This window comes from Thalassospira sp. GO-4, assembly GCF_023588965.1.
Lineage (GTDB): Bacteria > Pseudomonadota > Alphaproteobacteria > Rhodospirillales > Thalassospiraceae > Thalassospira > Thalassospira povalilytica.
The window spans coordinates 2,560,293-2,572,994 of record NZ_CP097807.1 but is presented as its reverse complement, the minus strand read 5'-3'; the positions used below and the strand labels follow the sequence as shown (position 1 = coordinate 2,572,994).

The 12,702-nt window shown below is 54.5% G+C and carries 14 protein-coding genes; 8 read left to right on the top strand and 6 right to left on the bottom strand.

The window, feature by feature from the left end:
• Positions 1 to 81: 81 nt before the first annotated feature.
• Complete coding sequence (locus M9H61_RS11890; RefSeq protein WP_250280596.1) at positions 82 to 759, bottom strand: D-lyxose/D-mannose family sugar isomerase; 678 nt, start codon at positions 757 to 759, stop codon at positions 82 to 84.
• Between the two features lie 261 nt (positions 760 to 1,020).
• Between M9H61_RS11890 and M9H61_RS11885 the strand changes: the two genes are divergently transcribed.
• From M9H61_RS11885 to M9H61_RS11875, 3 genes are all read left to right on the top strand, one after another.
• Positions 1,021 to 1,755, top strand: coding sequence for an SIMPL domain-containing protein (locus tag M9H61_RS11885; protein ID WP_250280594.1), 735 nt, complete (start codon positions 1,021 to 1,023; stop codon positions 1,753 to 1,755).
• A 77-nt stretch (positions 1,756 to 1,832) separates the two neighbouring features.
• Positions 1,833 to 2,717: a pseudouridine synthase gene (locus M9H61_RS20680; RefSeq protein ID WP_371922187.1), complete on the top strand. Its 885-nt coding sequence runs from the start codon at positions 1,833 to 1,835 to the stop codon at positions 2,715 to 2,717.
• A gap of 6 nt (positions 2,718 to 2,723) precedes the next feature.
• On the top strand, positions 2,724 to 3,611 hold the full coding sequence (locus M9H61_RS11875; RefSeq protein WP_250280592.1) for a 23S rRNA (adenine(2030)-N(6))-methyltransferase RlmJ: 888 nt from the start codon (positions 2,724 to 2,726) through the stop codon (positions 3,609 to 3,611).
• 73 nt (positions 3,612 to 3,684) lie between these two features.
• On the opposite strand, the gene M9H61_RS11870 is transcribed toward M9H61_RS11875, so the two are convergent.
• Together M9H61_RS11870 and M9H61_RS11865 are read right to left on the bottom strand one after the other, a co-directional pair.
• Positions 3,685 to 4,389, bottom strand: coding sequence for a ChrR family anti-sigma-E factor (locus M9H61_RS11870; protein ID WP_206928297.1), 705 nt, complete (start codon positions 4,387 to 4,389; stop codon positions 3,685 to 3,687).
• Positions 4,386 to 4,976 (bottom strand): sigma-70 family RNA polymerase sigma factor, encoded by a 591-nt coding sequence (locus tag M9H61_RS11865; RefSeq protein WP_068519933.1) that lies wholly within the window; start codon positions 4,974 to 4,976, stop codon positions 4,386 to 4,388. The genes M9H61_RS11870 and M9H61_RS11865 overlap by 4 nt, the downstream gene beginning before the upstream one ends.
• Before the next feature lie 213 nt (positions 4,977 to 5,189).
• Here M9H61_RS11865 and M9H61_RS11860 point away from each other — a divergent pair, with 213 nt between their 5' ends.
• From M9H61_RS11860 to M9H61_RS11840, 5 genes are read left to right on the top strand one after another with little or no spacing between them, the layout of a single operon-like run.
• Positions 5,190 to 6,533 carry an NAD(P)/FAD-dependent oxidoreductase gene (locus M9H61_RS11860; RefSeq protein WP_250280590.1) on the top strand — a complete coding sequence of 448 codons (1,344 nt, stop codon included), beginning with the start codon at positions 5,190 to 5,192 and terminating at the stop codon, positions 6,531 to 6,533.
• Positions 6,530 to 7,366: a DUF1365 domain-containing protein gene (locus tag M9H61_RS11855; protein WP_250280589.1), complete on the top strand. Its 837-nt coding sequence runs from the start codon at positions 6,530 to 6,532 to the stop codon at positions 7,364 to 7,366. Before M9H61_RS11860 ends, M9H61_RS11855 begins: the two co-directional genes overlap by 4 nt.
• A gap of 5 nt (positions 7,367 to 7,371) precedes the next feature.
• Complete coding sequence (locus M9H61_RS11850; protein WP_250280587.1) at positions 7,372 to 8,649, top strand: cyclopropane-fatty-acyl-phospholipid synthase family protein; 1,278 nt, start codon at positions 7,372 to 7,374, stop codon at positions 8,647 to 8,649.
• Complete coding sequence (locus M9H61_RS11845; protein ID WP_250280585.1) at positions 8,636 to 9,982, top strand: MFS transporter; 1,347 nt, start codon at positions 8,636 to 8,638, stop codon at positions 9,980 to 9,982. The genes M9H61_RS11850 and M9H61_RS11845 overlap by 14 nt, the downstream gene beginning before the upstream one ends.
• Positions 9,983 to 10,011: 29 nt before the next feature.
• Positions 10,012 to 10,554, top strand: a complete 543-nt coding sequence (locus M9H61_RS11840; protein ID WP_250280583.1) for a DUF3833 domain-containing protein — start codon at positions 10,012 to 10,014, stop codon at positions 10,552 to 10,554.
• A gap of 33 nt (positions 10,555 to 10,587) precedes the next feature.
• Here the strand turns inward: M9H61_RS11840 and M9H61_RS11835 are convergent, their stop codons facing one another.
• The 3 genes from M9H61_RS11835 to M9H61_RS11825 are packed head-to-tail and all read right to left on the bottom strand — an operon-like array spanning position 10,588 to position 12,607.
• A complete protein-coding gene (locus M9H61_RS11835; RefSeq protein ID WP_068519928.1) occupies positions 10,588 to 11,031 on the bottom strand; it encodes a nuclear transport factor 2 family protein in 444 nt (147 codons plus the stop codon).
• Positions 11,028 to 11,795 carry an SDR family oxidoreductase gene (locus M9H61_RS11830; protein WP_250280582.1) on the bottom strand — a complete coding sequence of 256 codons (768 nt, stop codon included), beginning with the start codon at positions 11,793 to 11,795 and terminating at the stop codon, positions 11,028 to 11,030. The genes M9H61_RS11835 and M9H61_RS11830 overlap by 4 nt, the downstream gene beginning before the upstream one ends.
• Positions 11,792 to 12,607 (bottom strand): DUF6134 family protein, encoded by an 816-nt coding sequence (locus tag M9H61_RS11825; protein ID WP_250280580.1) that lies wholly within the window; start codon positions 12,605 to 12,607, stop codon positions 11,792 to 11,794. The genes M9H61_RS11830 and M9H61_RS11825 overlap by 4 nt, the downstream gene beginning before the upstream one ends.
• Between the last annotated feature and the right edge of the window lie 95 nt (positions 12,608 to 12,702).

Here is a 12,702-nt window from a genome sequence, read left to right as displayed (position 1 = left end):
GGTACGCACCGATATGCAAATAAAAAGCCCCGCAGGGATGACCAGCGGGGCTTTTCTGTATTCAGAACGTTTGGTGTTTGATCACGTATTTGGCAGTTCATTCCACAGCGGATGAATGGGCGTGACGTCTTCTTCGATTTCGGTAAAGCGTGCATCGCAATCAAAGAAATAGTTGTCAGCCAGGTCGTCATTGACCTGGGATACTTCGCCAACAATCACCGGGCCCTTGCCCTCTTCGCCATAGAAACGATGCACAAGTGTTCTTGGCAGGGTGACACTTTGACCCGGTTCAAGCACAACCTTGCCACCTGCTGGCAGGATATTGAGCTTGCCATCCGTGCGCACGCGAACGTCATTGACCTTATCCATCTGCCCGTCTTCGGTCAGATTGCAAAGTTCGATCACAAGATTACCGCCACCCCGCACAATGATGTCTTCCATTTTGACCTTGTGGTAGTGCCACGGGCATTCCTGATTTTCACCGACGATCATGATCTTTTCGGCATAGGGAACTTCGCCCGGCTGGCGCAAGATGCCATTGCGCAGGCAAAACAGAATCAGGCCGCGCTTGTCGAAATTGCCTTCGCCATAATCGGTCACATCCCAGCCCATCTGATGGTCACGGCACCATTTCGCAAGATCGGGTTCGGCGTCCCACTGGGACGGGCTGTAATGGGCCCATTCCGGCAATTTGAATGCGATGGATGCGTACAGCTCTTTGGCGTGCTCAATGCAGGCATTGATTTCAGAACGCAGCATGGATGACCTCTTGTGACGTGTGAATGGCGTGGGCCGGTTTTGCCGACCCTGAATGTGTTGGCGCGCTTTTAACATGATGTCTGTCAGAAAGCGACCAGTTTTGAATGCATTCAAAATCCTGTTTGCACAATTTCACGGGCACATTGATTTCGCGAAACGGTGCCTCGTAATTGCCGCTTTCAACGGCGATATCATGATATAAAGAATAGGCTATCCGATGGTGAATTTCACGTTTGGCGTGCAAGGGAAAAGGACGGGCACATGGCGCAATCTTCAGGCTTTGCAAAAGTTTTCGCGGCAATTGTGGTCGCAGGCGGAATCGCGGCATCCGGATGGATGGTCGGCCAAGGGATCGAAAACATGCGATCGCTGGATCGTTTTGTAACGGTCAAAGGGCTGGCAGAACGTGATGTGAAGGCAGACAAAGCCGTCTGGCCAATGACCTATGTTGCAACCGATGATGTGTTGCAAAATGCCCAGGCCAAAATTGATGCCGATACCAAAACCCTTCTGGATTTTCTGGCCAGCCACGGCATCACGCGCGATCAGACAGAATTGCAAAACCTGCAGGTAACCGATCAACTGGCGCAGGCATACCGGTCCGGGCCGGTTGAAAGCCGGTTCATTGTCAATCAGACCATTCAGGTCCGCACAGATGATGTTGATGCCGTGGTAGCTGCATCGCAGGATATCGGAAAGTTGCTTCAGGGCGGCATTGTTCTGGGCGGGCAGGGCTATAATCCCGGACCGAGCTATCTGTTCACCGGTCTGAATGCCATCAAGCCCGACATGATCGCCGCGGCAACGGCGAATGCGCGCGAAGCTGCCATGCAATTTGCCACGGATTCCGGTGGGCAGCTTGGTGGTATTCGCCGTGCAACCCAGGGCCTGTTTCAGATATTGGCCGGTGATGGTGCCCCCAATATGAACGAAGCCAGCCAGATCAATAAAACCGTGCGTGTTGTCACCACCATGGAATATCTGATCGAGGATTAAGTACGTTCATTGCCGTAATGCGATGATCATCACCGGGACATATTGACAGACCCGACAAAGCTGGTTTTATGCGCGCCATGGCGCAATTGATCCTGTTTAACAAGCCGTATGGTGTTTTGACCCAGTTTACCGACCGTGAAAATGGCCGGGCGACGCTTGCTGACTATATCGATCTGCCGGGGGTCTATGCCGCCGGTCGCCTTGATCGCGACAGCGAAGGTTTGCTGTTGCTGACCGATCACGGGCCGCTAAATGCCCAGATTGCCCATCCGAAATACAAAAAACCCAAAACATATCTGGTGCAGGTCGATGGCGAACCAACCGATCAGGCGCTTGACGATTTGCGCAATGGGGTCGAGCTTAAAGACGGCATGACCCTGCCTGCCAAGGTCCGCCGTATTGATGAACCGGCCAATCTGTGGGAACGCGATCCCCCGGTGCGTTATCGCAAGGAAATTCCGACCAGCTGGATCGAACTGACCATCACCGAAGGCCGCAATCGGCAGGTTCGCCGCATGACGGCCGCTGTCGGCTTTCCGACATTGCGCCTGATCCGTCACGCGATCGGTGACTGGACGCTGGACGGTCTTGCCCCGGGCGAATGGAAAATCATTGATGTTGATGCCCCGCCGGCAACCCATCGTCGTTTGTCGCCCGGATCGGCCAAGCCGCCAAAGCGGACCGAGGTTGACGCCGCATCAGACGCCGACGCGCGCACAGATCGCCCGGCCCGACCGTCGCGCCGCAAGGGCGGCTATAAGTCTGCCCGCCAGCGCCATCAGGCATCGCATAGCGCATCGCATAGTGACGAAAACGGGACGGCAAACCGGTCAGGGTCCGGCCGCCATAAAGGATCACGCAAAGACAACGCCAAATCCGGCAACCGGGCATCTGCACGGGGCGGGGCAAAATCACGTCCGGGCGGCGGTGGGCGTGGTAATACGCGCCCCGGGAAAGGATAAAGGGACATGCTGAGCTATCTGCACGGATTTCATGCCGGGAATTTTGCCGACATGCACAAACACGCGGCCTTGTGGCTCGTCCTGTGTCATTTGCGCAAAAAGAAAAAGCCGTTCTGCGTGATCGATACCCATGCCGGATCGGGTTGGTATGATCTTGGCAGTGATCAGGCGGCCAAGACCGGCGAATGGAAAGACGGTTATGCGCGGGCAAAGGCCGGATCAAATCCGCCGGAAATGCTGGCAGAGTTCCTTGATCATGTGGCGCGTTTTGATCCGGTGGCAAAGGGCCGCGATTATGGTGTGCGCGAAGAAGATGCCTATCGCGGGCCGTTTTATCCGGGATCGCCATTCATTGTGCGCGAAATGCTGCGCGAAGAAGATGAACTGGTTCTGATGGAACTTCATCCGCGCGAACATGAAAGTCTGCATCATCGTGTCAAACGCGATGGCCGCATTCATCTGCATAAACGTGACGGCTATGAAGGCCTTGTTGCCATGATGCCGCCGGCGATCCGTCGCGGACTGGTCCTGATGGATCCGAGCTATGATGTGAAACAGGATTATCAAAAGGCCGCAAACGCCGTGCAGCATGCATGGGAAAAATGGCCAAATGGCACCTTCATGCTGTGGTATCCGATCCTTGAGGACGGATTTGACGGTGATTTGCGTACATCATTTGGCGCGATCAAGGCATCGGGCGGGGTTCTTTGCGCCGAACTGGCCACTGATCAGGGCGGGGCAAAGGGACGGATGCGCGGCACCGGCTTGCTTGTCATCAATCCGCCCTGGCAATTTGATCAGCAGCTTGCCGACATCGGCGACTGGCTTGCCCAAACCTGCAAATTCCCCGGACCGGCACAGCACAGAATCAACTGGCTGGTTGCTGCGCAATAATCCCATACCAACCGAAAAAAAAAGCCCCGCAGTTTCATCCTGCGGGGCTTGGCGCGTTGGGACGCATCGGAAATCAGATACCGAAAAATGGCTGCAACAATTTCGGCAAAAGGCGATTGAACTTCATCGGGGCATCGGTTGCGATCAGGCAGATGCATTCTTCTGCCGTATCGGCAATCGGCTGATGATCGACATCATCATCCAGATCGGCAACATCGCCGGCCCGGAACCGGCCGATTTCATCGATATAGGATCCCTTGATCAACAAGGTCATTTCATGACCATGATGTCCGTGATCCGGGATTGAAATACCCGGCGCGATTTTAAGCAAACGGACCGTGCCCTTGCTTTCGATCGATTTAAGCTGGAACTGTTTCACACCCGGCGCCAGCGACTTCCACGGGATGTCGTCAAGAGATGTGACATCTTCGGGCAGAAGTTCCGCCAACGGACGCGGAAGCGACGCCATGGTGCTGCCGGTAATGCTTTCACCAACCGCAATCCGGCGCATGGTGGGCAGCTTTTCGGTCACAATATTTTCGTTGGTTGCTTCGCGCTCAAGCATCGCCATCACGTGGTCAAGTGAATGGTCACTCATTGACATGCTGTCGGTATTTTCAAGCACGGCACCGCCCATGGTTTCGAACCCGCTTACCTTGTTGCGGCAATGAGGACACAGGGTCATGTGGGTTGCCACCAGCAGTTCCATCGCCTGTGACAGCGACCCGCTGGCATAATCCATCAATGTCTGGTCAGTTGGATGATGCTTGATATTCATGCGACACCTTCCAGTCCGCCGCGCAGCTTGCCCAGGGCAAGGCGCAACCGGGACTTAACCGTCCCGAGCGGGATGTTCAGACGCTCGGCGATTTCGCTGTGTGAGCAATCTTCAAAAAACGACAATTCGACAACTACCTTCTGATCGGCGGGCAATTCTTCCATCGCAGCTTTGACAAGAACCGCTTCCTGATCGCGGCCGACCACTTCATCGGCCAGCGGGTCCTCGTCAACAATAAGCGTCGGGTCGGAATCATCCACCTCGATATGTTTGCGCTGGCGGAACCGGTCAATGCGCAGGTTCCTGGCCACGGTAAAGATCCATGTACTGGCCGCGGCCTTGGACGGATCAAACAGATGCGCCTTGCGCCACACCTGCATCATCGCCTCTTGGGCCAGTTCCTCGGCGGTTTCGGCATTTCCGCCAAACCGGAACATATAGGCCTTAACGCGCGGGGCAAAATGCGCGAACAGTTGCGCAAACGCTTCCCTGTCGCGGGTTGTCGCGACGGAAACGATCCAATCGGCACATTTTTTCGCCTCAACCGGGTCTGCCGGGCCGGGGCGTTTGGACTTGGTGCCGGTCATTGTGGTTTCAGGTCCCCTTTGGGGCCGCGCCAAGATCATGTTCATCATGACTTTAATACGGCGGCCGTGTTCTTTTGGATCAGATGAAATTGTACGTTTTCTGACAGGTACTTACAATGACATCACATATAAGCTGCTAAGTGATCCGCATGTTATTGCCATGCGTATTGATATGTAGTTTTGAAAACATAACTGCAAGCAGGCCGGTTCGATATGAACGTTGTCACTTCGGGAAAACTCAATATTGCGGTTGTCGGTTCGGGCATTTCCGGCCTGTCGGCAGCCTGGTTGCTCAGCCAATCCCATAACGTGACCCTGTATGAAAAGGATGACCGGCCCGGTGGTCATTCCAATACGGTGGATGCGGACAGCACCCCGGTCGATACGGGCTTTATCGTTTATAATACGCGCTGTTATCCAAATCTCTGTGCGCTGTTTGATCATCTTGGTGTTGAGACCGTCCCGACAGACATGTCCTTTGCCGCATCGATGGATCGGGGCGGTTTGGAATATGGTGGTGGCGACCTTGGGGCACTGTTTGCGCAAAAACGCAATCTGCTTCGCCCGCGGTTCTGGAAAATGGTGCGCGATATTCTGCGCTTCTACCGCGAAGCACCCGGTGCTCTTGCAGATGGCAGTGCTGAAAAAATCAGTCTTGGCGATTATCTTCGCGAAAATCGGTATTCATCGGCATTCATCAATGATCATTTATTGCCGATGGGAGCTGCGATCTGGTCGACACCGGTCGATACCATGATGGCATATCCCTTGGCGGCCTTCGTGCGGTTCTGTCAGAACCATGGATTGCTTCAGCTTAAAGACCGGCCGCAATGGCGGACGGTGCTTGGCGGTTCGCGCCAATATGTGAAACGCATGACCCAAGGCATTTCGGGCGGTGTGGTTCTGGATCGTGCAATTGCAAAGGTCGGTCGAAACCCGGCCGGTGGTGCGTTTGTCGAAGACCGTTACGGCAACCGGGAAATCTATGATCACGTGGTTCTGGCCTGTCATGGTGATCAGGCATTGGCACTCCAGGATGATCCGGCTCCCAAGGTCAAAACGCTTCTCTCGGCGTTCAAATACGAACGCAATCTTGCGATCCTGCATAGTGACCCGGCCCTGATGCCCAAAAACCAAAAGGTCTGGTCAAGCTGGAACTATCTGGCCGAAGAACAGGACGGCGAGAAAAAGGTCTGTGTCACGTACTGGATGAACCGGTTGCAGCATCTCGATCCTGCCAAACCGCTATTTGTGACCCTTAATCCGCCTCGTCATCCCGCACCGGGCAGTGTGATCCGTTCATTCCTGTATGATCATCCGCTGTTTGATGCCGGCGCAATGGCGGCGCAAAAAGACCTTTGGTCGATCCAGGGTGTCGATAATCTTTGGTATTGCGGAAGCTATTTCGGTTACGGTTTTCATGAGGACGGATTGCAGTCCGGCCTTGCGGTGGCAGAAGCCCTTGGCAATGTGCGCCGTCCCTGGATCGTTGACGATGAAAATGGCCGCATCCACGTGACCGGAACCATCGTCCCGCAATCAAGCGAGGTGTCATGACCTCAACATCGAAGCCAGCCCGTTGGGCATCCGCCCTGTATGAAGGTGTCGTCACCCATAACCGGTTGCGGCCGAAACGGCACAAGCTGCGCTATTCGGTGTTTTCGTTCCTGCTCGACCTTGACGAGATCGATGATCTTGCCGCCAGATTGCGTTTGTTCAGTCGCAACCGTTTCAATCTGTTTTCCTTCCATGACCGTGATCACGCAGACGGGGCGGGGCAGAATTTGCGCACCCGTCTCGAAGCCATTCTGGCAGAACACGATTTGGCAGATTGCGCGTCACGGATTGAACTTCTTTGCTATCCGCGGCTGCTGGGTTTTGTTTTCAATCCGCTATCGGTTTATTTTTGTTATCGGGCGGATGGCGGGCTTGGTGCGGTGCTGTACGAAGTTTCCAACACCTTTGGTGATCGCCACAGCTATCTGATTCCGGTCGGACCGGGCGCGATTGATGACAAGGGTGTCTTGCGCCAATCCTGTGCCAAGGGTTTCTATGTTTCACCCTTTATCGACATGGTGGCCGATTACCATTTCCGTATTCGCATTCCGGGTGAAAATGTTGCGGTAGCGATCCGTGAAACCGATGCCCGCGGGGCGTTTCTGAATGCGGCCTTTGTTGGTGATCGAAATGCCCTGTCTGACCGTAAACTGTTCGGAGCGTTCATTCGCTATCCTTTGATGACGCTCAAGGTCGTGGCGGGCATCCACTGGGAAGCGCTTCATCTTTGGCGCAAGGGGATGACATTCCATAAACGACCGGCACCACCACAAAGACCGGTGACCTATGTTCTGGAAACCGGGACCGCAGCGACCCAAGCAGGAAAGAGATAAGAACAATGCCTGACCGTAATCCGACGGCTTCTGAATTGTCTGTTCCATTGCGTGATCGTCTTGTGCCCTTGTTGGGCAGCATGACCGGAAATCGCAGCCTGCTTAAGGTAATGTTGCGACGGGTATTGTCGCATTTGCAGTTCGGGCGACTGACCATCGTTCTGCCCGACAATGACCATCTGCATTTTACCGGTGATCAGGAAACGGATCTTCAGGCTGCCATTCACATCCATGACTGGCAAGCAATCCGCAAACTGGCCACGGGCGGCGATGTCGCCTTTGCCGAGGCCTATATGGATGGCAGTTGGAGCAGTCCGGACATTACCCGTCTGATGCGCGTTGCAATGCTTAATGAAAACATCGTGCGTGCCCGTCTGGCGGGTGGCTTCCTGTCACGGATGGTGGCGCGTCTTGGGCATTTGCGCAACGCCAACACCCTGGAAGGATCCAGACGCAATATTGCCTATCACTATGATCTTGGAAACGAATTCTATTCTGCGTGGCTTGATCCGGGGATGACCTATTCTTCGGGCTATTACAGCAACCCGGATATGTCACTTGATGGGGCGCAAACCGCAAAATATCAGCGCATCTGCGATCTCGCAGAATTGCAGCCCGGTGAAACGGTGCTGGAAGTCGGATGTGGCTGGGGCGGGTTTGCCGAACTGGCAGCAGGCAAATATCGGTGCAACGTAACCGGTCTGACCTTGTCGGCCGAACAGCACGCCTATGCACGTCGCAGGCTTCTGACACAGGGGCTGAATGACCGCACAGACATCGCACTGCGCGATTACCGCCATCAGGACGGAAAGTTCGACAAGATCGTCTCAATCGAAATGTTCGAAGCCGTCGGCGAAGAACATTGGCCAACCTATTTCGAAATGATCCGGAAATGTCTTCGTCCCGGCGGGCGTGCGGTTTTACAGATCATCACCATTGATGACGCGCGATTTGAAACCTATCGCAAGGGTGCCGACTTTATTCAGCGTTATATCTTCCCCGGTGGAATGCTGCCGTCGCCAACCGCGCTTTCGGCGGCTGTCAATCAGGCCGGCCTGACCGTTGCCCATAGCGAGTTTTTTGGCAAATCCTATGCCCGCACGCTGGCCGAATGGCAGCGCCGTTTTCAGCATCGCTGGGATGACATCGCCAAACAGGGCTTTGATCAGCGGTTCAAACGCATGTGGGAATATTATCTGGCCTATTGCGAAACCGGGTTTGATTGCGGCTCGATCGATGTTGGATTGTTCGTGATCGAACATCCCGGCAATGCCCGCGTCTGATATTTCCCGGAATACAGCGCTTCTTTATGCGCTTCCGGCGATGGCGGCAGCCGTGCCAACCATCCCGGCCTATGTCCTGTTGCCAAGTTATTATGGTGATGACCTTGGGCTGGGGCTTGCGGCCACCGGGGCCATATTGCTGTTGGTACGCGTGATTGATATGGCAACCGATCCGTTGATCGGGTGGTTGTCTGACCGGTCCGGGACCCGCAAAATCTGGGTGGCGATCGGTGCGGTGATTGCCGGTATCGGTTTGTGGAATCTTTTTACCCCGCCGGACAATCCCGATGTGGCCTACCTTTTCTGGTGGGCGACGATCCTTTTTCTGGGCTGGACCCTGTTTCAGGTCCCCTATCTTGCATGGGGGGCTGATCTGTCGGGCGATTACAAAACCCGAACCTTTTTGGCGGCCTGTCGCGAAGGGGCCGGCTTGATCGGTATTGTGCTGGCGGGTGGGCTTCCCGTGTTGCTGGATGCTGCCGACCGGTCTGATGAAATCAGGATGCTTGCCCTGACGACCCTTGTTCTGGGGGCTGTTTTTGTTGTGCTTCTGATCTGGCGTGTGCCCGATCCTGTTGCGCACCAAACTGTTGCAACATCACCCTTGGCCCCGATGGGTAATCTGACGTTCGCGACAACTTTGCGGCTGGGACTGCGCAGTTTGTCGGGCAACCGTCTGTTTGTGCGACTGCTTGCTGCATGGATGATCAACGGTCTGGCGGCGGGCCTGCCTGCTGTGTGTTTTCCGCTGTTTGTGCGGTATTTTTTGCAGCTCGATCGTGATGCTGAAAATATCCTGATCCTGTCCTATTTTCTGGCGGCAATCATTGCCATTCCGCTTTGGGTTGGTTTGTCGGCACGGTTTGGCAAACATTGCATCTGGTGTATGGCGATGATCATGGCGATTGCGGCCTTTGCCTTTGTGCCGTTTCTGGGATCTGGCGATTTTGTCGGCTTTGGCGTGATTTGCCTTGTGACTGGGGCGGCATTGGGGGCCGATCTGGCATTGCCGCCGGCGATACAGGCCGATGTCGATGACTGGGACCGTTACCGGTTCGGGGTCAGACGGACGGCCCTTTTATTCGCCCTTTGGAACATGACCAACAAACTTGCCATGGCATTGGCGGCCGGAATTGCGCTTCCGGTGCTGGGGGCTTTTGGCCTGACCGACGGAGACGGGCAAAAAAGCGGTGCCTTGCTCGTCCTGGTTCTGATCTATGCGGTGTTTCCCGTCGTATTGAAAGCAGGAGCAATCGGGATGATGTGGCGCTTCCCGCTGGGAAGTCGGCATCAGGTTGCCATTCGTCGGCGCCTTCTTCGCCGCAGAGTTTGATCTTGGGGTCAGGAATCAGGAGCAAGCCTATGCTGCGTAAAATGATTGCGCTGAGCTTTTTATTGGTACTAACCGGATGTGGGTCGATGAAACCGCAGGATTTTGCGCAAAAGGAACCCGTCTTCGATGTCTTTGACTATTTCGAAGGCAACAGCCGGGCATGGGGAATATTCGAAGACCGGTTCGGGACTTTGCGTCGTCAATTTACCGTCGATATCACCGGCACGGTCAAGGACGGCACCCTGACACTGGAAGAAGATTTTCTGTATGACGATGGTGAAACCGATCGTCGTGTCTGGGTGATTACAAAGACCGGCGACCATGCCTATGAAGGACGGGCTGACGACATTATCGGCACCGCGATCGGAAGCCAGTATGGCAATGCGCTGAACTGGACTTATGACATGGATCTCAAGGTCGGTGACGGTGCCTGGCGCGTCAGCTTCAATGACTGGATGTTCCTGCAACCCGACGGGGTTTTGGTCAATCGCGCCCGGGTTCGTAAATGGGGCTTTGAAATTGGCGAAGTGACCCTGTTTTTCAACAGAAACAACAGTCTTGCAGCGAACTAGGGTTTGGCTGGGGTGTGGGTTAGCAACCGGGCGTTAGCCTGCAACACGACGCGCAAGACGTTTGATGATCCAGCCAAGGATCGGCAATTTTCCATAGAAATGCTGACCGGAATCCCAGTAATCAACATGGGATGCCAAAAGGCTGCCATCCTGGTTGAATGTCAGTTCGGTCATGCCGCAAAATTCCCAATGTCCGATCACCGGAATTTTTGCCGAGAACTGCCAGCGCAAGAACCCGATATCACCATCAAGGGCCTCGTGGGTGACAACAAAATTGGGGTTCTCGGTATCGGTGAATGTTTTGCCAAGATAGGCGCAAACATCATCCGGCCCCTTGCGGGTGGTAAAGGGATCAGAAAACGTAAAATCGTCTGTGACCATCCCGGAAAGCTCGTTAACGGTTTCCGGGGACAGGTTTTCAAAATAGGCGCCATAAGCAGCAATCAGATGGCGTTTTCTGTTTTCAGTCTCGTTCATGCCTTCACCAGTTTGCGCATCAGTTTGAAGAACAGCCCATAGGGCAAAATACGCGTCAGTTTCAGTTGCCGGACAAAGGGCGGCGGAAACGCGATTTCAAAATCATCCTTGCCGCACAAGTCTTTATACATGAAGTCTGCCGCCTGATCAGGTGACAGCAAATAGGGCATTTCGAAATCGTTCTTGTCAGTCAGACGCGTTTTGACAAAACCCGGATTGATCACCCGCAACAGAACGCCACTACCCGATAATTCGGTGTGCAATGTCTCGCACAAATTGATCAATGCGGCCTTGGTCGGGCCATAGGCCGCCGCATTGGGTAATCCGCGATATCCCGCAACCGACGCCACCACGGCAATTTCCCCGGACCGGCGCGCGCGCATGCGCGTCAAAAGCGGTTCCAGACAATTGACGATGCCGATGTAATTGGTGTCGATATGGCTTCGAACCGTATCTGCCGAAAAATTCGCGACTTTCATTGGCGAATAGATACCGGCTGCCAGAACAGCCAGATCAGGCAGGCCGAATTCCTCCTCGATCCGGGCCAAGGCGGATTTGACCGCATTCGGATCGGTAATATCGACGGCAACGGGAATGACCCCGGGCAAGGCATCGGCCAGTTCGCGCAATTTGTCGCCATTGCGGGCTGAAATGATGATGTTCTGCTGCTCGGATGTCGGGTTGTTTGCGAATTTGGTGGCCAATGCGGCGCCAATCCCGGCTGACGCACCAACAATCCAGATGGTTTGAAAGTGCTTTTTCATCCCTGTTCCTTTGCGGCATTGCGGGTTTGGCAATTCATGCAGCGATAGGTGATGGTCGATCCGTCACGCGCACGAAACTGCAACCCGACCCAACGCCCAAGATGGTCGTACCAGGCATCGGTCTTGAGTTCGCCATTATAACGAAAGCCGGTGGCACGGATTGATCCGTCCATTGTGCGCAGCATTTCGCTTTGACCGGCAGTGATGGTGACGTCATTCGGTTTGCCGGTAATCGTGTTCAGAACCGATTTTCGGGCCAGAACACCGCAATGCCAGTGATCGGTCGGAAAGATGTCTGTCGGGATGACCTGGCGACCACCCGGGCCGTTCACCACCAGATGATTGGACTCACGGGTGGCCGTGACATCCGTTCTTTCACCGTCATCATCCACATTTACCGATAGTCGCATCAACCGGTTACCTTGCCATATGCTTTCGGATCGATATGCAAACCGATAGGCATTAAAACCCAGAATGCTGATATCGATATTGCTTTGGGCCACGACCTGAAGCCCGTCGCGCCCGCGATTGAAGGTCACACTATGAACCCCGACCGGGGCATCATTGCGGCGGATTTGAAATTTAAGTTCCGGACCGTATCGTTTGATCGGATCAAAACCCTTGCATGTGTCAGGCCGGTCAAAGGCGGTTGATAACGCAGTATCGGTGGCAAGCCCGTTTGATGGCATCGGGCTGTCATCGAATTTGATCGGGCTGCCATGGGTCATCTTCGGGATGGCCCCAATGCCGATTGCGGCCAATATCGCCACAGCACAAAGAACAGGTCTGACATGTTTTGAAACGTCAATCATGATCAAGAGTTCCGGGTTGCACGCATACAGGTTGAATGACCGGTTGTCTGATCTTGTTACGCTGTCACGTGATCGCTAGATCAAATGTCATCATC

Coding starts and splice junctions, on each gene's coding strand:
- M9H61_RS11890 (WP_250280596.1), bottom strand. CDS start 759: ATGCTGCGTTCTGAAATCAATGCCTGCATTGAGCACGCCAAAGAGCTG.
- M9H61_RS11885 (WP_250280594.1), top strand. CDS start 1,021: ATGGCGCAATCTTCAGGCTTTGCAAAAGTTTTCGCGGCAATTGTGGTC.
- M9H61_RS20680 (WP_371922187.1), top strand. CDS start 1,833: ATGGCGCAATTGATCCTGTTTAACAAGCCGTATGGTGTTTTGACCCAG.
- M9H61_RS11875 (WP_250280592.1), top strand. CDS start 2,724: ATGCTGAGCTATCTGCACGGATTTCATGCCGGGAATTTTGCCGACATG.
- M9H61_RS11870 (WP_206928297.1), bottom strand. CDS start 4,389: ATGAATATCAAGCATCATCCAACTGACCAGACATTGATGGATTATGCC.
- M9H61_RS11865 (WP_068519933.1), bottom strand. CDS start 4,976: ATGACCGGCACCAAGTCCAAACGCCCCGGCCCGGCAGACCCGGTTGAG.
- M9H61_RS11860 (WP_250280590.1), top strand. CDS start 5,190: ATGAACGTTGTCACTTCGGGAAAACTCAATATTGCGGTTGTCGGTTCG.
- M9H61_RS11855 (WP_250280589.1), top strand. CDS start 6,530: ATGACCTCAACATCGAAGCCAGCCCGTTGGGCATCCGCCCTGTATGAA.
- M9H61_RS11850 (WP_250280587.1), top strand. CDS start 7,372: ATGCCTGACCGTAATCCGACGGCTTCTGAATTGTCTGTTCCATTGCGT.
- M9H61_RS11845 (WP_250280585.1), top strand. CDS start 8,636: ATGCCCGCGTCTGATATTTCCCGGAATACAGCGCTTCTTTATGCGCTT.
- M9H61_RS11840 (WP_250280583.1), top strand. CDS start 10,012: ATGCTGCGTAAAATGATTGCGCTGAGCTTTTTATTGGTACTAACCGGA.
- M9H61_RS11835 (WP_068519928.1), bottom strand. CDS start 11,031: ATGAACGAGACTGAAAACAGAAAACGCCATCTGATTGCTGCTTATGGC.
- M9H61_RS11830 (WP_250280582.1), bottom strand. CDS start 11,795: ATGAAAAAGCACTTTCAAACCATCTGGATTGTTGGTGCGTCAGCCGGG.
- M9H61_RS11825 (WP_250280580.1), bottom strand. CDS start 12,607: ATGATTGACGTTTCAAAACATGTCAGACCTGTTCTTTGTGCTGTGGCG.